This window comes from Pectobacterium atrosepticum (assembly GCF_000740965.1).
Lineage (GTDB): Bacteria > Pseudomonadota > Gammaproteobacteria > Enterobacterales > Enterobacteriaceae > Pectobacterium > Pectobacterium atrosepticum.
Genome location: NZ_CP009125.1, coordinates 3,055,513 through 3,076,173 on the forward strand (window position 1 = coordinate 3,055,513; position 20,661 = coordinate 3,076,173).

Genomic DNA, 20,661 nt, shown 5'->3' on the forward strand with positions numbered 1-20,661 from the left:
CGCGAATTTATGTATCAAGAGTCATCACGCCATCATTCTCAAACCTCTTTTAAACGATTACAATTTAACAACTTATGCTATTACTAAAAGTAACTCGGTAAACGATGAGAACATTGGAGAGAACTCGCCACGATCTGGCGGCCTTTTTGCGCGCGCACCGCGAACGGGTGTCACCCGCTGATGTAGGTTTGCCCAGTGGTGGAAGACGGCGCACGCCGGGGCTGCGACGCGAAGAAGTGGCCGCACTGGCCGGGGTCGGCCTGACCTGGTATACCTGGCTCGAACAAGGACGCGACATTGGTGTGTCAGCAGCCTTTTTGGACAGCCTGGCACGGGTGCTCAAACTTGATGCGGCCGAACGTCGCCATCTGTACCTGCTGGCACATGAACGGCCACCTGTCGAGCCGGGTAAGACGTGGTGCGTGGTTCCACCACTGGTACGGCGTCTAATGCACGATCTGGCCCCGCATTCAGCTTACATACTCAATCTGCGCTGGGACGTACTGGCCTTTAATGAACCGGCGAACCAGTTTTTCGGCTTTGACGCGCATCCCTCCGAGAGACGTAACCTGCTCTGGCTCTTGTTTACCGATCCGTTGTTGCATGAGCGATTTGTCGGCTGGGAGAAACAAGCACCACAAATGTTGTCGAGTTTTCGCCGCGATTTCGCTCGCGCAACGCAGGAGGCTGATATTCATGAGCTAGTGGATGAACTGGAACAAGTGTCGCCAGACTTCAAAATGTGGTGGCGTCAGCATGATGTGCATGCGCCGTGCAGTGGGGTTCGCCAACTGATGATTGAGGGCAAGCCTGAAGCCTTCGAGCACACGTCGCTGACCATCGATGAAGATCGGCATCTGCGCCTGGTGGTTTATGCGCAGCAATCTCAGGAAAGAATATGATATGGCGCTGATGCGGTATCAGAAAGATAGACAAATATACGATAGGATCTCGCTACATAAGCAGATAAGAGTCTCGCCGTTCATGTTTTGAAGACCGTTTGATGATAACCATAAAAAAGGGGCTTTCGCCCCTTTCTGCAACTCCCCAACAACTCATCAATGGTTACGGATGTAGTCGTCCATATCGGTTTTCAGGTTATCGGATTTTGTACCGAAAATTGCCTGAACACCGGAACCTGCCACAACAACACCTGCTGCGCCCAGTTTTTTCAGGCCAGCCTGATCAACTTTAGCCACATCGCCTACGCTAACGCGCAAACGAGTGATGCATGCATCCAGGTTAGTGATGTTTTCTTTACCACCAAACGCGCTAACCAGTGCAGCAGCCATTTCGGTGCTGTCCTGCGAAACTTGCTCAGATGAGCTATCTTCACGGCCCGGCGTTTTCAGGTTCAGCTTAGTAATCAGAACGCGGAAAATGGTGTAGTAAATCAACGCATAGCACAGACCCACAATCGGGAACAGCCACAGGTTGCTACCGTTGCCGCTCAGTACCACAAAGTCGATCAGACCGTGAGAGAAGCTTGTACCATCACGCATACCCAACAGGATACAGATTGGGAACGCCAGACCCGCCAGAATCGCATGGATCACATACAGGATCGGCGCAACAAACATGAATGAGAACTCAATTGGCTCAGTGATACCCGTCAGGAACGAGGTCAGTGCCGCAGAGATCATGATACCGCCCACTTTCGCGCGGTTTTCTGGTTTAGCCGAATGCCAGATAGCAATCGCCGCCGCTGGCAGACCGTACATTTTGAACAGGAAGCCGCCGGACAATTTACCCGCAGTTGGGTCACCCGCGATGTAACGTGGGATATCACCGTGGAAAACCTGGCCAGCCGCATTGGTGAATTCACCCACTTGCATCTGGAAAGGTACGTTCCAGATATGGTGCAGACCAAACGGTACCAGAGAACGTTCAACGACACCGTAAATACCGAATGCCAACGTCGGGTTCTCATTCGCTGCCCAGTGAGAGAATACCTGGATAGCACTACCGACCGGTGGCCATATGAAAGACAACACCGTACCGATAATGATTGCCGTCAGACCCGAAATAATCGGTACAAAGCGTTTACCGGCAAAGAAGCCCAGATACTCAGGCAGTTGGATGCGGTAGAAGCGGTTAAACATATACGCGGCAATCGAACCGGCAATGATCCCGCCCAGAACACCGGTATCTGCCAAGTGCTTCGCAGTAATCTCGGCAGCCGGTAGATTAAGAACTATCGGCGCAATCGCCGCCATGGTTTTCACCATGATGCCGTAAGCCACCACCGCCGCCAGTGCGGAAACACCGTCATTGTTGGTGAAGCCCAGGGCAACACCGATAGCAAAAATCAGCGGCATGTTGGCAAATACCGAGTCACCAGCCTGTGCCATGACGCTGGAGACAATTTCAGGTAACCAGCTAAAATTGGCCGAACCGACACCCAGCAGAATACCTGCGATAGGGAGTACGGATACGGGCAGCATTAGCGACTTACCTACTTTTTGCAGGTTTGCGAATGCATTCTTGAACATAATTGAGTGTGCTCCTGAGTAATAGTGCTTTTACTTCTGATACTTCATCTATAAGCAAAGGTGGGGAGGATGGCCTTTGCGAGTTGGGGTGTCTTAGCCCCCTTTAATTTTTACGCAGAGTAAAATAAATAGCGTTCACAATGTTTGATTGCTATCACGTTTCCACAAGCCAACAGGCTGAGAACGAACAGATATTGCACTTTTTTGTGATATATCGCTAAAAAACACGCCCCCCTGAAGAGGAAAAACCTGATCAAGGGGATTATGTGTCGCTATTAATTACACGGGTAAAAAAAACTCGGCTATTCTCAGCCACTATTGTGCTGTGGTCAACCGAGCCGGATCGATGTGAAACAGGCGGGAAAAGTTTTCTGTCGTGGCAGCCGCGAGGGTTTCCAGCGATGTACCTTTCACTACGGCAAGGTATTCCGCGACATCACGCACATACGCAGGCTGGTTTTCCTGACCTCGGAATGGGACAGGCGCTAACCAAGGGGAATCTGTCTCAATCAACATCCTATCCAGCGGTACGTAGCGCGCTACGTCACGCAATTCCTCTGCATTACGAAACGTCACGATCCCAGAAAATGAGATGTAGAACCCCATATCCAGCAAGGCTTTTGCCGTGATCAAATCTTCCGTAAAGCAGTGTAGAACGCCACTGCATTTCTCCGCGTGTTCGTCACGCAGAATTGCCAGCGTATCTTCACGGGCAGCTCGCGTATGCACGATGACTGGCTTATTCAGGTCATTGCCAATCCGAATATGTTCGCGAAACGATTCCTGCTGTTGGACTTTCGTTTCCTGCTGATAGAAATAGTCCAACCCCGTTTCCCCCATTGCCACCACGCGACTGGCGCTGGCTAGCTCACGCAGTTCGGCATAATCATAGGGGGCTTCCTGATTGAGGGGATGAACACCGCAGGAAAACGCCACGTTATCACGCTCTCCGATCAACTCCACCATGGCACGATAGCCGGGCAGCGTTGTCGCCACCGCCAGAAGGAAACCGACATCGCGGCGTTTCGCTTTCTCCAGCACGTCGGAGACGTCTTTATGCAATGACTGATAATCCAGACCGTCAAGATGACAGTGGGAATCCACTAACAACATGATATTTACTCGATAGTAATTAAACAGAAAATGGATGGCTGTCGCGCTTAACCGATGAAGCAAGCGTGCGTTCGCCATCAAGAAGGCGTTCCGTTAACAGCAGTTCACGATTCACACCGGTGACAGTCAGCAATTTTTGTCGGCAAGCCAGCCACTGTTGCAGTTCATACTGTAAGTGCGCAGAAGGTTCGAGCGCCAGACGCTCAACCAGTTCGATCTGATCCTGATTCACCAGATGCTCACGGGCTCCCTGTTGCCATTTCATTGCATCCAGCAGTAGCGCGGCCAGCCAGTGAATACGTGCATCCGCATCGTCATGATTCAGTTGTGCTATCAACGAAAACTGGTCCCGTGAAGTCATCGCAGCAGAAAATGTTTGGCACAGCACGCTCCGCTGCTTCCAACGTTCTGGCTGCAATAATGCTTCGGCAGCGAGCGGCGCGCCCGATTGCAATCTCAATGCCGTACGCAATGCCTTACTATCATGACGATGGCGCGTATTCAGCCACAAGATACTCTGCGTCTCATTCGGCACATCCAGATAGTGATACAGGCAACGACTGCGTAAGGTTGCTAACAACCGAGCCGGCTCACGGCAACCCAATAAAAAGAAGGTATTTTGTGGGGGTTCTTCCAGCGTTTTCAGCAGTGCGTTCGCTGCGGCTTCTGTCAGTTGCTCAGCGGAAGCCAGCCAGATCACTTTTGCTCCGCCCTGTCGGGAGTGTTGGTATACTTTTTCCACGACGTCACGCACCGGATCGACACCCAGACTGTGCTTGCCTTTCTCCGGGCTCAGCACATGCCAATCTGGGTGCGTTCCCGCAGTCATCAAATTACAAGAATGGCACTGGCCGCAGCTTTTCATTCCGTCAGGTCGCTTGCAGATTAGCCAGCGACTCAGCGCATAAATAAGCGATTCATCACCCATGCCCGGCAGCGCATGCAGCAACACCGCATGGTGGCCTCTGCCTGCCTGATATTGACTGATAAGCTGCCGATAAGAGGCATTCAGCCACGGATACCAATCCATCAGTACTGTACCTGTACGACAGGCTGCAATCCTTGTTGCTGCAACCACTGCTGTAACGCGGCCTGAATATCCGCACTGACGGCATCAATAGATTGTGAAGCATCGATCGTCAGGATGCTGTCATCCTCCGCCGCCAACGCCTGATAGCGGGTACGTGTGCGATCAAAGAAAGCCAGCGACTCTTGCTCGATTCTATCCAGTTCGCCGCGTTGACGCGCACGCTGCAAACCGATGGCTGGCGGCAAATCAAGATAGAGCGTCAGGTCCGGACGAAAATTACCCAGCACGGTATCGCGCAGTGAGCGCAGCAGTTGCTGATCGATCCCACGTCCACCGCCCTGATAAGCCTGCGAAGAGAGATCGTGGCGATCGCCGATAACCCATTTCCCATCTGCCAATGCAGGTTTGATGACATTATCCACCAATTGAACTCTGGCCGCGTAGAGCATCAAAACTTCCGCTTTGTCGGTGACCTTCTCATCGGCCATACCTTGCTTGATGAGTTCACGTAGCTTCTCCGCCAACGGTGTACCGCCGGGCTCTCGCGTGAACAGCACCTCTTTCACACCATGTGATCGCAGCGTTTCCACAACAATATTGCGCGCCGTGGTCTTCCCTGCGCCTTCCAATCCTTCAATGACGATAAATTTACTGTTCATCCCGTTCCTTTAACGCTGAGCGGTATACCTTTACAGCACGATTATGGTCTGCAAGGTTAGTGGTAAAACTGTGTCCGCCTTTTCCATCCGCCACGAAATACAGATACGACGTTTTAGCAGGATGTGCAGCCGCATCCAATGACGCTTTCCCCGGCATCGCGATCGGCGTCGGCGGTAAGCCGGTGATGACATAAGTATTGTAAGGCGTCGGCGTATCTAATGCTTTACGGGTTATCACACCTTTATAGTCATCCCCCATGCCATAAATCACCGTGGGATCAGTTTGCAACCGCATACCAAGCCGTAAGCGATTGATAAAAACGGAAGCGACCTGCGTGCGTTCTTCATTGATTGCCGTTTCTTTTTCAATGATTGACGCCATCGTCAGCAACTCGTCAGGGGTCTTGTAGGGTAAGCCTTCTTCACGCCCTTTCCATACGTCATCCACCGTTTTTTTCATACGCTGATGCGCACGCTGTAACAGGGCGCTATCGCTCGTACCGGCCGTGTATGAATACGTGTCAGGATAAAACCAACCTTCCGGGTTCGCCTTATCGTTGATTTCCAACTGAGTGGCGATGTCCTGTTCGGTTTTATCGGCCAGCGCATGCTTGATATAAGGTGCCTGCTGTAATGTGACAATCCACTCTTTTAGACGTGAACCTTCAACAAAGCGGATGGTAAATTGCGCTTCCTTGCCGCTGGACAGTAAGGCCAACATCTCGCGTACGGTCATTCCCGTCGTAAAGCGATACGTACCTGCCTTGAATTTTGCCAATTCAGGCTCGATACGCAGCAGCCACGGAAAAAACGCACCATCAGTAATAATTTTTTGATCGAGAAGCAGCGTTTCCAGCCCTTCTCTTCCCGTACCGGCCGGAAGCGTGAAAATAGTTTCTTTTTCGATAGCCAATGGAGAACCAGCAAAACGCTGCATTTTCTGCCACGCTACCAGCAACATCAGAACAACAGCGGCGATAATCAGCAAACCAATTTTCTTTTTTTTCATAAATCAACCATCTACTAGCAGTCAGAACTCAGGAATTGATAAAGCTCTCGGGAGTGGTAACGCCAGACATGCGCCTGATTCACGGGGACTATCGGCATTAATGCGTTACAAATCAGCACTTCATCCGCGTCAGCCAATGTGTCTACTGATTCACTGACGATCTGGAGATCGAAGTCAGAATCTGCCAGCAAGGCAATCATATGCTGTCGCGCAACGCCATCCACACCTGATTGAGATAAATCCGGCGTATAGACACGATGATCCTTACGCCAGAATAAATTAGCGGCACAGCATTCCACTAGCGCACCAGAGGTGTCAAGCACGAGGGTCTCATCGGCTGGGGTCTGGTCAAGATGTGCACGAATTAACACTTGTTCAAGCCGATTCAGATGCTTGATTCCCGCCAACAGCGGGTTTTTAGCTAACGCCACAGGGCTCAAATTCAGGCTAATACCCTGCTCACGCCAGACGGCATACTGCGCAGGATAATCTGCCTGCATGACTATTCGGGTTGGCTGCACACAACCTTGCGCACTATAACCACGCCCGCCGACGCCACGCGTTAGCATGACTTTCACTACGCCGCTCGATCGTCCCTGCGCTGCGCTTATCATTTCAACGTGCAGATCTTCCCAGTCAACGGCAGGAAATAATAAGCGCGTAGCAGCCTGTTGCAGTCGTGCGATATGTCGATCGAGCCAGACAATCTCGCCATCACATATTCTGGCGGTCGTAAAACAGCCGTCACCATACTGTGTACCCCGATCGAGTACCGAGAGCTGTTCCTGTAACTGACCATTAATCCACAGCATAATAAGCTCCACGTCATTCATCGCCGTCAGCTTGCCAGTAAAGCGGCATCGTAGACAAGCAGGTGTGTCTGATTTTATTCAGGCAAAAAAAAACCCGGAAACCGGGTTTTTTATGACGCTATTGCAATCAAACTTTACGGAAGATCAGAGAACCGTTGGTTCCACCGAAACCGAAAGAGTTGCAGAGTACGTATTCCAGATTGCTGACCTGACGCGCCTCATGCGGCACAAAATCCAGATCGCAGCCTTCATCTGGATTATCCAAGTTGAGCGTTGGCGGAACAGCCTGATCGCGCAGAGCAAGAATACTGAAGATTGACTCCACCGCGCCTGCTGCACCCAACAAGTGACCCGTCATGGATTTTGTCGAGCTAACCAGTACACGACTGGCGTCCGCACCAAACACGGATTTCACGGCCTGTGTCTCAGCTTTATCACCCGCAGGCGTAGAAGTGCCATGCGCGTTGATATAACCGATCTGGCTCGTTGACACACCAGCATCACGCAGTGCGTTCTCCATCGCCAGCGCGGCGCCTGAACCGTCCTCCGGCGGAGACGTCATATGATACGCATCGCTGCTCATGCCAAACCCAACAATTTCTGCATAGATTTTCGCACCGCGCTTTTTCGCGTGTTCATACTCTTCCAGCACCATGAGGCCAGCGCCGTCGCCCAGTACAAAACCATCACGATCTTTATCCCACGGACGGCTTGCCGCCTGAGGATCGTCATTGCGCGTAGACAATGCACGAGCGGCACCGAATCCACCGACGCCTAATGGCGTACTGGCTTTTTCTGCACCACCGGCCAACATCACATCCGCATCGTTGTAGGCAATGATACGTGCGGCATGGCCAATATTATGCACGCCAGACGTACAGGCAGTAGCGATAGAAATGCTGGGGCCACGCAGTCCGAACATGATAGTAAGATGCCCAGCCACCATATTGACGATGGTTGACGGTACGAAGAACGGGCTGATTTTACGCGTGCCACCGTTCACCAGCGCAGTGTGGTTCTCTTCAATAAGACCCAGACCGCCGATGCCGGAACCAATCGCCGCACCGATACGCGGAGCGTTTTCTTCCGTTACTTCCAAACCGGAGTCCTGCATAGCCTGAACGCCAGCAGCAACACCATATTGAATAAAGGCATCCATTTTGCGTGCTTCTTTACGCGAAATGAATTCCTCAGAATTAAAATTCTTTACTAAGCCAGCAAAACGCGTTGCGTAGGCACTAGTATCGAAATGGTCGATCAGGCTGATACCACTCTGACCGGCAAGAAGAGCACTCCAGGTAGACTCAACTGTATTGCCGACAGGAGATAACATGCCCAGTCCGGTCACAACTACTCGACGCTTAGACACGCTTATCCTCCAGGGAGGGAAAAAAAAGACACTGCGGGACAAAAAAACTTAGGCGGTCGAATGACCGCCTAGATATGTTCGCTTACTGCTGGTTAGCCTGAATGAAATCAATGGCTGCCTGAACAGTCGTGATTTTTTCAGCTTCTTCGTCTGGAATCTCAGTATCAAACTCTTCTTCCAGAGCCATTACCAGCTCAACAGTGTCAAGAGAATCAGCGCCGAGGTCATCAACGAAAGAAGCATTGTTTACGACTTCTTCCTGCTTAACACCAAGCTGTTCAACGATGATTTTCTTAACGCGTTCTTCGATAGTGCTCATACTCTTAAATTTCCTATCAAAACTCGCTTTCGCGATGGTTTTCGTAGTGTATAAAATGTTTGAAAAGATGCAACAAAATCTCGGCTGGTCGAACCACGATTTTGTGCTATTTTGCGGTTATCACCGCAAATAAAGCAAATAGTTTTCGAGCTTTTTAGATCATATACATGCCGCCGTTGACATGCAATGTTTCGCCAGTAATGTAAGCAGCTTCATCAGAGGCTAAAAATACAACAGCACTGGCGATTTCTTTAGCATCACCGAGTCGGTTAGCTGGAACCGACGTCAAAATGCCTGCTCGCTGTTCTTCTGTCAATGCCTGAGTCATATCTGTTTCGATAAAACCAGGCGCGACCACGTTGACCGTAATACCACGAGAAGCCACTTCACGCGCGAGGGATTTGCTGAACCCAATCAGCCCCGCCTTCGCTGCCGCGTAGTTAGCTTGTCCTGCATTGCCCATCGTTCCCACAACGGAACCGATGGTAATGATACGGCCAAAACGTTTCTTCATCATGGCACGCATAACTGCTTTAGACATACGGAATACCGAGGTCAAATTGGTATCCAGAATATCGTGCCATTCATCATCTTTCATACGCATCAGCAGGTTATCACGGGTGATACCCGCGTTATTGATAAGAATATCAATTTCCCCGAATTCTGCGCGAATTTCTGCTAACACGCTTTCTACTGATGCTGCATCAGCAACATTCAGCATATAACCTTTACCGTTCTCACCCAGCCAGCTGCTAATGGCTTCAGCACCTTTTTCGCTGGTTGCAGTACCAATGACTTTTGCCCCGCGAGCAACCAACGTCTCGGCGATGGCACGCCCTATACCACGGCTTGCACCGGTAACCAGTGCAATTTTCCCCTCAAAACTCATTGTCTTCTCCGCTCTTATTTCTCAATCGCCGCTGATAGAGAAGCAGGATCGTTCACCGCAGCTGCTGTCAGGGTATCGACGATTCGTTTGGTTAAGCCAGTCAATACTTTACCCGGCCCGACTTCTAATAGTGACTCAACGCCCTGAGAGGCCATGAATTCAACACAGTCAGTCCAACGTACTGGGCAATGAAGTTGTCGCACCAGCGCATTGCGAATCGCTTCTGGTGTGGTTTCGATACTTGCATCTACATTATTTACAACTGGGATGACCGGAGAATTAAATGTCACGGATTCCAGTGCCACAGAAAGCTTCTTCGCAGCGGGCTCCATCAACGCGCAGTGTGACGGTACGCTGACAGGCAAAGGCAACGCGCGCTTCGCGCCAGCAGCTTTACACGCAGCACCAGCACGCTCAACGGCATCTTTATTACCCGCAATCACTACCTGCCCCGGTGAGTTGAAGTTTACCGGCGATACCACCTGCCCCTGCGCGGATTCTTCACACGCTTTGGCAATCGCATCGTTATCGAGGCCGATAATGGCATACATCGCACCAGTGCCTTCAGGCACCGCTTCTTGCATCAGTTTGCCACGCAATTCAACCAGACGAACAGTCTGTTGGAAATCCAGAACACCCGCACAAACCAGTGCAGAATACTCACCGAGGCTATGACCAGACATCAACGCAGGAGTTTTTCCTCCCTGCTGCTGCCAGGCACGCCAGATAGCAACAGAAGCGGTCAGTAACACAGGCTGTGTCTGCCAGGTTTTATTCAACTCTTCAGCTGGCCCTTGCTGGGTAAGCTGCCACAAGTCATAACCTAACACTTCGGAAGCTTGAGCAAACGTTTCGGTAACGACCGGGTATTCTGCTGCAAGTTCAGCCAACATCCCTACCGTCTGCGATCCCTGACCGGGAAACACCATTGCAAATTGCGTCATATCACAATCCTGTTTAATTAAAAGCGAACCAGCGCGGAACCCCAAGTAAAGCCACCACCGAAGGCTTCAAGCAGCACCAGTTGTCCTGGTTTAATACGCCCATCGCGTACCGCTTCATCAAGCGCTGAAGGCACGGAAGCCGCAGAGGTATTACCATGACGATCCAGCGTCACAACCACTTTGTCCATCCCCATGCCCAGCTTTTTCGCCGTGGCACTGATGATACGCAGGTTAGCCTGATGAGGCACCAGCCAGTCTAATTCACTTTTGTCCAGTTGAGCCGCTTGCAGCGTTTCTTCAACAATGTGTGCCAGTTCAGTCACAGCCACTTTAAAGACTTCATTACCCGCCATCGTCAGATAAGCAGGCTTATCAGTATGGTTACGATCCTGATGAGGCAACGTCAACAACTCGCCATAGCGGCCATCGGCATGAAGATGGGTGGAAAGAATACCCGGTTGCTCTGATGTTGTTAACAACACGGCACCCGCACCATCACCAAACAGAATAAGCGTACCGCGATCTTCAGGATCCAATGTACGAGACAACGTATCGGAACCGATCACCAGTGCGTATTTCACCGCACCGCTTTTAACGTATTGATCGGCAACGCTCAGCGCATAGGTAAAACCCGCGCAGGCAGCAGCCAGATCGAAAGCAATCGTATCTTTGATCCCTAATAACTGCTGAACCTGACAGGCTGAGCTAGGGAAAGCATGGCTTGATGATGTTGTAGCAACAATTAGAAGGCCGACTTCAGAAGCATCGACATTCGCCATCTCCAGCGCTTTCTGCGCGGCACGGTATCCCATGGTCGCAACGTTTTCATCCGGCGCAGCAATACGGCGCTCACGGATTCCAGTACGTGTGACGATCCATTCGTCCGTCGTTTCCACCATTTTTTCTAAATCAGCGTTCGTCCTGATTTCTTCAGGCAGATAGCTGCCTGTTCCGATTATTTTTGTATACATGTACGCTTAGTCACTCTTGGGTAATACTGCTTCTAGACGAGCGGCAATCCGCTCGGGAAGCTGCCGCCGTACCGTCTGCATTGCCTGTTCAATAGCAACCGCAAACGCTCTCTGGTTTGCTGCGCCATGGCTTTTGATTACAGTTCCCCGCAATCCTAGCAGGCATGCGCCATTATATTGATCGGGATTCAAATGACCGAAACGCTTTGATAAGCGTTTTTGTAACAAACGTCCCAGCCATTTCAACCACCAGGATCGCTTTTGTTTTTGCTCTGGGCCTGAAGCAGGAGACTTCAGCAGTGACAGGAACATCCTTACCACGCCTTCCACCGTTTTCAGTGTGACATTACCCACAAAGCCGTCACAGACCATCACATCCGTTTTTCCCGTCAGCAGATCGTTGCCTTCCAGATAACCGATATAATTTATTGATGGTGTCTCTTTTAGCTGTGCCGCTGCTTCACGGATAGTACTCAGCCCTTTGTTTTCTTCTTCACCGATATTCAACAACGCGACCCGAGGATTCGTCAGTTCCAGCACTTCTTCTGCCATCACTGAGCCCATCACAGCAAACTGAACCAACATTGTGCTGTCGCATTCAACATTAGCCCCCAGATCCAACACAACTGTCTTTCCGTGCTGCTGGTGAGGTAATACCGACACCAATGCAGGTCGCTCAATGCCTTCAAGTGGCTTAATCAGGAGCTTAGCCAGTCCCATAAGCGCACCCGTATTGCCTGCACTCACACAGGCCTGTGCCCTACCGTCTTTAATCAACTCAAGCGCGATGCGCATTGAGGTACCACGGCTCGCACGAATAGCCTGCGACGGCCTCGCATCACTAGCAATAACCGACTCCGCCGGAACAACTTCTAAGCGAGAGAGTAAATCAGAATCGACTTTGGCAAGTAATGGAGTAATCGCAGCAGGATCGCCGACTAATAGCAAATTGAGTGCTGGATTAGAAGCCAGTGCCTGCAATGCAGCAGGCACTGTTACGCAGGGACCAAAATCCCCGCCCATCGCATCTAACGCCAGAGTTAGGCGTGTCAAGGTATTGCCTTGCAAATAATTCGCAAGAATTACTTGGCAATGACCTTGCGACCGCGGTAGTAACCATCCGCAGTGATGTGGTGACGCAGGTGAGTTTCGCCAGAAACTTTATCTACGGATACAGAAGAGGTAGTCAGCGCATCATGTGAACGACGCATACCACGTTTGGAACGGCTAGGTTTGTTTTGTTGTACGGCCATGGACCTTACTCCTTAATTACTTATGCTTTAAACTGGCTAATACGGCAAACGGATTTGGTTTTTCCGCCTCTGCAGGCAGTTGACCAAAAACCATGTCCGCTTCGGACACTTCACAGTGTTCAGAATCATGTACCGGGGCGATAGGCAACATCAGAATAATTTCATCCTCAATCATTGCCAGCAGATCGACTTCGCCAAACTCATCAACGCCGATCGGCTCATACGCTCCCGGTAACGCTTCGGCCTGCTCATCATTGACGACCGGGCTGAAACAGAATGTCGCATGGACCTGATGTTCAAACGTCTTTCCGCAACGCTGACACATCAGTGTCACCGCAACGTCAGCGTTACCGTCAATCACAGCCAGACGCTGATTATCAATATTGAAAGATAAAGAGGCCTGAACATCACTATCCACACTCACCACTGACTCGGCAATACGCTCTACTTGTTCAGACGAATAGATACCAACGTAATCTAAACGTTTCTGAGCAGTACGGACCGCGTCAAGGGTTAAGGGTAATTTTACCTTTTGCATAGGGCGCGCATATTAACGTCGTAACGACATAGAGTCAAAGAAAAAGGCAGTTATACACCGCCCTTCACCAATATTCGCTTCCAGAGCGGCACACAGTTTAAAATGCCTTTCATCATTACGCTACGGTTTATCAAAAAATTATGCAGCAGATCGTTCTCGCCTCAACTTCGCCTTACCGTAAAGCCTTATTGGAAAAGCTGACGGTCCCCTTTGTCTGCGCGTCGCCAGACATCGATGAAACCCCTCGCATTGGCGAAAACGCCATCGATCTCGTGATCCGTCTTGCTGAAAGCAAAGCACGAGCGCTGGCCACACACTACACCAATCATTTGATTATTGGTTCCGATCAAGTTTGCGTACTGGGGAATTCCATTACGGGAAAACCGCATAATAAGATTAACGCAACACGGCAATTACAGCAGGCCAGCGGAAAATGCGTTTCCTTCTTTACCGGTTTAGCGCTTTTTAATAGCGCAACCCAATCAATACAGAGCATCGCAGAGCCCTTTGATGTGTATTTTCGTACACTAACGGAAGCTGAAATTGACGGCTATCTGGAGAAAGAGCAGCCATGGAACTGCGCGGGGAGTTTTAAAAGCGAAGGGTTGGGTATTACCCTCTTTGAACGGTTATCTGGTCGAGATCCAAATACGCTCATTGGATTGCCGCTGATCGCGCTAACACAGATGCTACAAAAGGAAGGTTTGAATCCATTGACAGTGAGAAATGAATAGGGATAGCCCGATGAAGCGCTATCCCGATAGATAAAAGCATATAGATATGAGTGGTTAGCTTTTTGTCTCGCGCAACACCTGTAGGCAGCGGCGTAATCCATTATCCAATGGCGCTTCGACTCTCAACGTCTCGCCAGTATTCGGGTGCTCAAAACGCAGCGCCTGCGCATGCAGGAATAGACGTTTTAAACCCGAACCTGCCAGTTGCCGATCGAACTCGCGATCGCCATAACGGTCGTCAAACGCTATCGGATGTCCGGCATACTGGGCGTGTACACGAATTTGATGTGTACGCCCGGTAACTGGGCTCGCCCTCACCAGAGTTGCGTGTTCAAAACGCTCTTCTATTTTAAAACGTGTTTCTGACGCTTTACCTTCGCTGTTTACCCGTACTATGCGTTCACCACTTTGCAGGATATTTTTCAACAGCGGCGCCTGAACGACCTTACAGTGAGACTGCCACTGGCCGCGAACCAGCGCCAGATAGTCTTTTTGCATACCTTTCAACCGCAGTTGTTCATGCAAAGAACGTAAGGCCGAACGTTTTTTTGCCACCAGTAAAACACCAGAAGTATCGCGATCGAGGCGGTGCACTAGCTCCAGAAAACGCGCTTCCGGGCGTAAAGCACGCAGCCCTTCAATTACGCCGAAGCTTAGGCCACTTCCGCCATGCACCGCAGTACCCGAGGGCTTATTCAGCACCAACAGGTAGTCATCTTCATAAATAATGCACTCGGCCAACGCCGCTACTTTACCAAGACTGGCAGAAACAGGCGTTTCGTCGCGTTCAGCCTGTCGAACAGGCGGAATACGGATGACATCACCGTCGAGCAATTTATACTCCGGCTTGACCCGTTTCTTATTTATCCTTACCTCACCTTTTCGCAAGATTCGGTAAACCATGCTTTTAGGCACACCCTTTAAGTGGGTATGCAAAAAATTATCGATACGCTGCCCCGCTTCATCTGCGGAGATCGTCACAAACTGTACTGAAGGATTATCTGTTTTCATGATGCGCGATTCTAAATAGAGCAACCCGATAGCGCCACTTCTTTTTCTGTGCTTAACTGTGTGTCTGACTTATGAAGATATTGTTGCACTATCGGGTGAGTAACGGGTGAATTGCGCTGTAGCATCAAACCCTGTCCGTTTTGGTGATAACAACAGAACTATCTTTATACAGACAGGCAAAGTCATCTTGCTATAACGGTATCAGCAGTGGAATAATGCTTTTGCGTTTCCCACGCGGATTTCCGATAAACAAGGGGAAATTGCGAAGTTACTAAATTTGCCTGATAACGCACACACGCAGCAATGGCGTAAGACGTAATGCGAAATCAAGCAGTTAGCGGGCTGTGGATTGCAGCTTGGCCGGCAAATGGAATCAGATCTGGCGACATTATTCAGAAGCTGTTCCCTCAGTAAATGCGCTGTTTTCCATCAGGAAATACAGGCTACCGAAACATGCGTCTCTATGCAGGCGACAACCGGGAGGTTGACGTCCCTGCGATAAGCCACGAGGCCATCGGTTCACTCCGGTCATGCGGTTCTTTTTGTCCGCAGCTCTATCAATAATGCAAGTAAAAATAACGAGTAAGTTGAAGATGAAAAGAATGTTAATTAACGCAACTCAGCAGGAAGAGTTGCGTGTTGCCTTGGTTGATGGTCAACGGCTGTATGATTTGGATATTGAAAGTCCAGGTCATGAGCAGAAGAAAGCAAATATCTACAAAGGTAAAATCACTCGTATCGAACCCAGTCTTGAAGCGGCTTTTGTTGATTACGGCGCTGAAAGGCATGGTTTCCTTCCTCTTAAAGAAATCGCCCGCGAATACTTCCCAAGCAACTATGCTTCCCATGGTCGTCCTAACATTAAAGACGTGTTACGTGAAGGTCAGGAAGTTATTGTTCAGGTAGATAAAGAAGAGCGTGGCAACAAAGGCGCAGCGCTGACTACCTTTATCAGCCTGGCTGGTAGCTATCTGGTCTTAATGCCGAATAACCCTCGCGCAGGCGGCATTTCACGCCGGATCGAAGGTGACGATCGTACCGAGCTTAAAGAAGCGCTGGGATCGTTGCAATTGCCCGATGGCATGGGACTCATTGTTCGTACTGCTGGTGTGGGTAAATCCGCTGAAGCACTACAATGGGATTTGGCTTTCCGTCTGAAACACTGGGACGCAATCAAAAAAGCCGCTGAAGGTCGCTCGGCGCCATTCCTGATTCATCAAGAAAGTAACGTGATCGTCCGTGCTTTCCGTGACTATCTGCGCCAGGATATTGGCGAAATCCTGATCGACAACCCGAAAATTCTCGAGCTGGCGAAAGAACATATTTCTGCGCTGGGTCGCCCTGACTTCAGCAGCAAAATCAAATTGTACAGTGGTGAAATCCCGCTTTTCAGCCACTATCAGATCGAATCGCAGATTGAATCGGCTTTCCAACGTGAAGTCCGCCTGCCGTCCGGCGGTTCTATCGTTATCGATACTACCGAAGCGTTGACGGCCATTGATATCAACTCCGCCCGTGCAACACGCGGTGGCGACATTGAAGAAACCGCGTTTAATACTAACCTTGAAGCCGCAGACGAAATTGCGCGCCAATTACGCCTGCGTGACCTTGGCGGCCTGATCGTCATCGACTTCATTGATATGACCCCGGTTCGTCACCAGCGTGAAGTTGAAAACCGCCTGCGCGATTCAGTACGCCAAGATCGTGCACGTATTCAGATCGGTCGGATTTCCCGCTTCGGTCTGCTGGAAATGTCACGTCAGCGTCTAAGTCCTTCACTGGGCGAATCCAGCCATCACGTTTGCCCACGCTGTACCGGCACAGGCACGATTCGTGACAATGAATCACTTTCGCTGTCCATTCTTCGCCTGATTGAAGAAGAAGCGCTGAAAGAAAACACCAAAGAAGTTCATGCGATTGTTCCAGTCCAGATTGCATCTTATCTGCTGAACGAGAAGCGTGATGCCGTTAACGCCATTGAGACACGTCAGGGCGGTGTACGCGCTATCATCGTGCCACACGACGGTATGCAAACACCGCACTACTCTGTGGTTCGCGTACGCAAAGGCGAAGAAAAACCGACGCTCAGCTATTTGTTGCCTCAGCGTTTGGAAACGGAAACACAGCAACTGCAAGACGAACAAACGATCGAGCGTAAACAGCCTGAGCAGCCAGCTTTAGCAACGTTCAGCATGGCTGAAATGCCAGAAGAAACCACGCCACCGGTTGCCAAAGCGGCTCCTGATGTAGCAAAAGCCGCAGAAGAAGCTCAACCGGGTCTCATTAGCCGTTTCTTCAGTGCCTTAAAAGGCGTTTTTGCTTCTGAACCAGCTGCAAAAGCAGTAGATAGCGTTGACGAGAAGAAAGTAGAAGAAGAGAAAGCCGGTGAAGGCCAGCGTTCTGAACGTCGGAACCCACGCCGTCAGGGTAATAACCGCCGTGACCGTGGCTCTCGTGAACAGCGTGATGATCAGCGCCGTAATAAGCGACAAACCGAAGAAGTGGTCGCGGAAACACGCGTTGCAGAAAATGTGGAGAAAGCCGATTCGGAAGAACAACCGCGCCGTGAACCACGCGCTGAACGTCAGCGTCGTCGTCAGGACGAGCGCCGTCAAGCTCCGGTAGAGGAGAAAATTCAGCCAGTGGCCGATGATTCCGATGACAACACAGCCGAGCAGGATAAGCCTACTCAGGTTATGCAACGTCGCCAACGTCGTCAGTTGACTCAGAAAGTACGTGTCCAGTCTGAAACTCAGCAGGATACTTTGTCTGATAACACGGCACCGATTGCTGAAGCCCCTGAGCTAGCTCAATCTTACGTCAAGCCAAACGATGTTGCGGTAGACAATAACGAGAGCGATAACGAGCAAAACGATGCAAATCGTGCCAATGGCGAAAATGGCGGTATGCCACGTCGCTCACGTCGTTCTCCTCGCCATCTGCGCGTCAGCGGCCAGCGCCGTCGTCGCTATCGTGATGAGCGTTACCCATCCCAGTCGCCGATGCAGTTGGAATTTGCCGCCGCGTCACCGGAAATGGCATCAGGGAAAGTGTGGATCAGCTACCCTGTCGCACAGTCACAGCAGGCTGAAAACCAACAGTTGGAAGAGAACGTGGCAGCTATCGAAACACCACTGTTACCAGCCGTTGTCGACGTCGCAGTGACGGCACAAGCCGATACCGCTGAATCCAACGCGATTGAAAACGTTGCGATTACTGAAGCAGTCGTTCACGAAGATGCCGTTGTAACAGCAACAGTACAATCTGCGGACGTCATTCAGGACAGCAATGTAGAGCATGTCGAAGTGAGTGCTGCAGACGAAGAGACTGTCGTTGAGCCAATCACAGAGAACACGGCGATCGATGATGTCATCGCTGCGATTGCTGTTAGTGCAGTTGAAGAAGCCAAAGCCGTTGAGGTTGATGATACTGATACGACACAGGCGACCGAAGATGTACAGGCCGTTGAAGCTGTCGTTGCTGAAGAAAAACAGGCAGATGACATCGCTGATGCGACCGAGAAAGCTGATGTAGCAGAACCGGTTTCTAGCCCAGTGGTTTCCGTAGTACAGGAAGTCAGCCAGCCACAAAGCATTCAGGATGAGCCAGTAGCTGCAATCAGCGCGCAGTCGGTTGTGGAAGAACCGGCATCGGGCGTAACAAAAGCAGCTACCGTTGTTGAACAGCCGCATTATAAGCTCCATGCAACGGCACCAATGACTAAAGCGCCAGCCCCAGCATATAACGCGGAGCCTGCTCGACACAGTGATTGGGTACGCCCAGACTATCCGTTCTCAGGAAAAGGCTCGGCAGGCGGTCATTCCGCAGTTAACCAATCAACTGCGCCAGCAACCAAGCCAGCGCCAGTTAACGAGTAACTCTGACTTTTATAGACAAACACCCGCCAATTGGCGGGTGTTTTTTTATCTACAATCTTTTGCTAATTGCTTAACCTAAAAAACTCAATAGCTTGATATCTACACTGTCCGTTTTACCATCCAGTTCGGCCAGGAAACTTTTAAAGTGCGCACTCTGCTCATGTAATGCCAGAGCCTCACGATCCTTCCAACGTTCGAAGAACACAAACGAACCGGGTTTACCCACGACTTCATGCAGATCATACTGCACATTGCCCGCTTCCTGCAGGCTGGGCGATACCACGCGTTTTAGCGTTGCGGTAACATCGGCAATGAACTCTGCCTTTGCCTGAATAGTGGCGACAATACGAATTTCCATATACATCCCTTATTTATCAATGAAAAGATAGTGCTATCAGATGCCAATCTGCGCCTAATTTCAAGCATTCATCAACAAACGGATGCATTCAAATGGCTTTACGCTTATCCTTATCCCCCGCCGTATCAGTCCCAAAACCAACCGAAAGACGATGTTTTTCTACTGACCGCCGGAGCGCAATTCCATGACCGCACAGCACACTATTCTTAAAATCCGTCGCCCTGACGATTGGCACATTCACCTGCGTGACGATCGGATGCTGGAAACCGTTCTCCCCTATACCAGCCGTTTCTTCGGCCGTGCGATTGTTATGCCAAATCTGACGCCACCGATTACCAGCGTAGCCAGCGCTATCGCGTATCGTCAGCGTATTTTAGCCGCAGTCCCGCAAGGCGATAATTTTCATCCACTGATGACGTGCTATCTGACTGATACGCTAGATGCCAATGAAATCGTGAGTGGTTTTGAGCAAGGCGTCTTTACCGCTGCCAAACTCTATCCAGCCAACGCCACAACGAACTCCAGCCATGGCGTAACTAGCGTCGCCACTATCTCCGGGATTCTGGAGAAAATGCAGAAAATTGGCATGCCGTTACTCATTCACGGTGAAGTCACCGATCCCGCTATTGATATATTCGATCGGGAAGCTCGCTTTATCGAAACCATTCTGGAACCGTTACGCCAGGATTTCCCTGAACTGAAGGTCGTCCTCGAACACATTACGACGAAAGAAGCAGCGGAATACGTTATTGCAGGCAATGATTATCTTGCAGCAACCATCACCCCCCAGCACTTGATGTTCAACCGCAATCATATGCTGGTTGGCGGCATCCGCACTCACTTATATTGTCTACCGATCTTAAAACGCAACACGCATCAACAAGCGTTGCGTGAAGCCGTCGCCAGCGGCTGCGACCGACTTTTCCTCGGTACAGATTCAGCGCCACATGCCAAACACAGAAAAGAATCCAGCTGCGGCTGTGCTGGTGTGTTCAATGCTCAGGCTGCATTAAGTACCTACGCCACCGTTTTTGAAGAAATGAATGCGCTTGATAAACTCGAAGCATTCTGTTCCCTGAATGGCCCGCGGTTTTATGGCCTGCCAGTGAACGACAGCTGGATTGAACTTCACCGTGAAGCAGTCACGTTCCCAGAAGAAATCGCTCTCGGCGACGAGTCGCTAATCCCCTTCCTTGCCGGACAAAGCCTCAACTGGTCAGTTCGTTAATCGGTAAGCCCATCCGCATTATGCCGATGGGCTAAATTTTATTGCACATCTTGT

Annotated in this window: 20 protein-coding genes; 4 read left to right on the forward strand and 16 right to left on the reverse strand. The window is 50.5% G+C overall.

Features of this window, described 5'->3' with window-relative positions:
• Positions 1-104: 104 nt before the first annotated feature.
• Entirely contained in the window at positions 105-902 is a 798-nt protein-coding gene (locus GZ59_RS13455; RefSeq protein ID WP_039292441.1) for a helix-turn-helix transcriptional regulator, read from the forward strand.
• 156 nt (positions 903-1,058) lie between these two features.
• Here GZ59_RS13455 and ptsG read toward each other — a convergent pair whose 3' ends face one another.
• The 14 genes from ptsG to yceD form a co-directional block, all read right to left on the reverse strand.
• Positions 1,059-2,492, reverse strand: a complete 1,434-nt coding sequence (ptsG, locus tag GZ59_RS13460; protein ID WP_011093380.1) for a PTS glucose transporter subunit IIBC — start codon at positions 2,490-2,492, stop codon at positions 1,059-1,061.
• Between the two features lie 315 nt (positions 2,493-2,807).
• Positions 2,808-3,605, reverse strand: coding sequence for a metal-dependent hydrolase (locus tag GZ59_RS13465; RefSeq protein WP_011093379.1), 798 nt, complete (start codon positions 3,603-3,605; stop codon positions 2,808-2,810).
• Between the two features lie 19 nt (positions 3,606-3,624).
• Positions 3,625-4,635, reverse strand: coding sequence for a DNA polymerase III subunit delta' (gene holB, locus GZ59_RS13470; RefSeq protein ID WP_011093378.1), 1,011 nt, complete (start codon positions 4,633-4,635; stop codon positions 3,625-3,627).
• A complete protein-coding gene (gene tmk / locus GZ59_RS13475; RefSeq protein ID WP_011093377.1) occupies positions 4,635-5,294 on the reverse strand; it encodes a dTMP kinase in 660 nt (219 codons plus the stop codon). Before tmk ends, holB begins: the two co-directional genes overlap by 1 nt.
• On the reverse strand, positions 5,284-6,303 hold the full coding sequence (gene mltG, locus GZ59_RS13480; protein WP_039292443.1) for an endolytic transglycosylase MltG: 1,020 nt from the start codon (positions 6,301-6,303) through the stop codon (positions 5,284-5,286). Before mltG ends, tmk begins: the two co-directional genes overlap by 11 nt.
• Positions 6,304-6,317: 14 nt before the next feature.
• Positions 6,318-7,115, reverse strand: coding sequence for an aminodeoxychorismate lyase (gene pabC, locus GZ59_RS13485; protein ID WP_039292444.1), 798 nt, complete (start codon positions 7,113-7,115; stop codon positions 6,318-6,320).
• A 127-nt stretch (positions 7,116-7,242) separates the two neighbouring features.
• Complete coding sequence (gene fabF, locus GZ59_RS13490; protein ID WP_011093374.1) at positions 7,243-8,484, reverse strand: beta-ketoacyl-ACP synthase II; 1,242 nt, start codon at positions 8,482-8,484, stop codon at positions 7,243-7,245.
• An 82-nt stretch (positions 8,485-8,566) separates the two neighbouring features.
• Positions 8,567-8,803: an acyl carrier protein gene (acpP, locus tag GZ59_RS13495; RefSeq protein WP_005970506.1), complete on the reverse strand. Its 237-nt coding sequence runs from the start codon at positions 8,801-8,803 to the stop codon at positions 8,567-8,569.
• A gap of 154 nt (positions 8,804-8,957) precedes the next feature.
• Positions 8,958-9,692, reverse strand: coding sequence for a 3-oxoacyl-ACP reductase FabG (gene fabG / locus GZ59_RS13500; RefSeq protein WP_011093373.1), 735 nt, complete (start codon positions 9,690-9,692; stop codon positions 8,958-8,960).
• Between the two features lie 14 nt (positions 9,693-9,706).
• A complete protein-coding gene (fabD, locus tag GZ59_RS13505) occupies positions 9,707-10,636 on the reverse strand; it encodes an ACP S-malonyltransferase (protein ID WP_011093372.1) in 930 nt (309 codons plus the stop codon).
• Between the two features lie 17 nt (positions 10,637-10,653).
• A complete protein-coding gene (locus tag GZ59_RS13510; RefSeq protein WP_011093371.1) occupies positions 10,654-11,607 on the reverse strand; it encodes a beta-ketoacyl-ACP synthase III in 954 nt (317 codons plus the stop codon).
• A gap of 6 nt (positions 11,608-11,613) precedes the next feature.
• A complete protein-coding gene (plsX, locus tag GZ59_RS13515; protein ID WP_039292449.1) occupies positions 11,614-12,660 on the reverse strand; it encodes a phosphate acyltransferase PlsX in 1,047 nt (348 codons plus the stop codon).
• Positions 12,661-12,689: 29 nt separating this feature from the next.
• Positions 12,690-12,860, reverse strand: coding sequence for a 50S ribosomal protein L32 (rpmF, locus tag GZ59_RS13520; protein ID WP_011093369.1), 171 nt, complete (start codon positions 12,858-12,860; stop codon positions 12,690-12,692).
• 16 nt (positions 12,861-12,876) lie between these two features.
• Positions 12,877-13,398: a 23S rRNA accumulation protein YceD gene (yceD, locus tag GZ59_RS13525; protein WP_011093368.1), complete on the reverse strand. Its 522-nt coding sequence runs from the start codon at positions 13,396-13,398 to the stop codon at positions 12,877-12,879.
• Positions 13,399-13,538: 140 nt separating this feature from the next.
• Here yceD and GZ59_RS13530 point away from each other — a divergent pair, with 140 nt between their 5' ends.
• Entirely contained in the window at positions 13,539-14,132 is a 594-nt protein-coding gene (locus GZ59_RS13530) for a Maf family protein (RefSeq protein ID WP_011093367.1), read from the forward strand.
• A 54-nt stretch (positions 14,133-14,186) separates the two neighbouring features.
• Here the strand turns inward: GZ59_RS13530 and rluC are convergent, their stop codons facing one another.
• Entirely contained in the window at positions 14,187-15,143 is a 957-nt protein-coding gene (gene rluC / locus GZ59_RS13535) for a 23S rRNA pseudouridine(955/2504/2580) synthase RluC (protein WP_011093366.1), read from the reverse strand.
• A gap of 593 nt (positions 15,144-15,736) precedes the next feature.
• Between rluC and rne the strand changes: the two genes are divergently transcribed.
• The gene (gene rne / locus GZ59_RS13540; RefSeq protein ID WP_011093365.1) at positions 15,737-19,021 is read left to right on the forward strand and encodes a ribonuclease E; all 3,285 of its coding nucleotides are present in this window, start codon (positions 15,737-15,739) and stop codon (positions 19,019-19,021) included.
• 70 nt (positions 19,022-19,091) lie between these two features.
• On the opposite strand, the gene GZ59_RS13545 is transcribed toward rne, so the two are convergent.
• The gene (locus GZ59_RS13545; RefSeq protein ID WP_011093364.1) at positions 19,092-19,379 is read right to left on the reverse strand and encodes a putative quinol monooxygenase; all 288 of its coding nucleotides are present in this window, start codon (positions 19,377-19,379) and stop codon (positions 19,092-19,094) included.
• A 184-nt stretch (positions 19,380-19,563) separates the two neighbouring features.
• Here GZ59_RS13545 and pyrC point away from each other — a divergent pair, with 184 nt between their 5' ends.
• Positions 19,564-20,607: a dihydroorotase gene (gene pyrC / locus GZ59_RS13550; RefSeq protein ID WP_011093363.1), complete on the forward strand. Its 1,044-nt coding sequence runs from the start codon at positions 19,564-19,566 to the stop codon at positions 20,605-20,607.
• The last annotated feature ends 54 nt before the right edge of the window (positions 20,608-20,661 follow it).

Coding starts and splice junctions, on each gene's coding strand:
- GZ59_RS13455 (WP_039292441.1), top strand. CDS start 105: ATGAGAACATTGGAGAGAACTCGCCACGATCTGGCGGCCTTTTTGCGC.
- ptsG (WP_011093380.1), bottom strand. CDS start 2,492: ATGTTCAAGAATGCATTCGCAAACCTGCAAAAAGTAGGTAAGTCGCTA.
- GZ59_RS13465 (WP_011093379.1), bottom strand. CDS start 3,605: ATGTTGTTAGTGGATTCCCACTGTCATCTTGACGGTCTGGATTATCAG.
- holB (WP_011093378.1), bottom strand. CDS start 4,635: ATGGATTGGTATCCGTGGCTGAATGCCTCTTATCGGCAGCTTATCAGT.
- tmk (WP_011093377.1), bottom strand. CDS start 5,294: ATGAACAGTAAATTTATCGTCATTGAAGGATTGGAAGGCGCAGGGAAG.
- mltG (WP_039292443.1), bottom strand. CDS start 6,303: ATGAAAAAAAAGAAAATTGGTTTGCTGATTATCGCCGCTGTTGTTCTG.
- pabC (WP_039292444.1), bottom strand. CDS start 7,115: ATGCTGTGGATTAATGGTCAGTTACAGGAACAGCTCTCGGTACTCGAT.
- acpP (WP_005970506.1), bottom strand. CDS start 8,803: ATGAGCACTATCGAAGAACGCGTTAAGAAAATCATCGTTGAACAGCTT.
- fabG (WP_011093373.1), bottom strand. CDS start 9,692: ATGAGTTTTGAGGGGAAAATTGCACTGGTTACCGGTGCAAGCCGTGGT.
- fabD (WP_011093372.1), bottom strand. CDS start 10,636: ATGACGCAATTTGCAATGGTGTTTCCCGGTCAGGGATCGCAGACGGTA.
- GZ59_RS13510 (WP_011093371.1), bottom strand. CDS start 11,607: ATGTATACAAAAATAATCGGAACAGGCAGCTATCTGCCTGAAGAAATC.
- rpmF (WP_011093369.1), bottom strand. CDS start 12,860: ATGGCCGTACAACAAAACAAACCTAGCCGTTCCAAACGTGGTATGCGT.
- yceD (WP_011093368.1), bottom strand. CDS start 13,398: ATGCAAAAGGTAAAATTACCCTTAACCCTTGACGCGGTCCGTACTGCT.
- GZ59_RS13530 (WP_011093367.1), top strand. CDS start 13,539: ATGCAGCAGATCGTTCTCGCCTCAACTTCGCCTTACCGTAAAGCCTTA.
- rluC (WP_011093366.1), bottom strand. CDS start 15,143: ATGAAAACAGATAATCCTTCAGTACAGTTTGTGACGATCTCCGCAGAT.
- rne (WP_011093365.1), top strand. CDS start 15,737: ATGAAAAGAATGTTAATTAACGCAACTCAGCAGGAAGAGTTGCGTGTT.
- GZ59_RS13545 (WP_011093364.1), bottom strand. CDS start 19,379: ATGGAAATTCGTATTGTCGCCACTATTCAGGCAAAGGCAGAGTTCATT.
- pyrC (WP_011093363.1), top strand. CDS start 19,564: ATGACCGCACAGCACACTATTCTTAAAATCCGTCGCCCTGACGATTGG.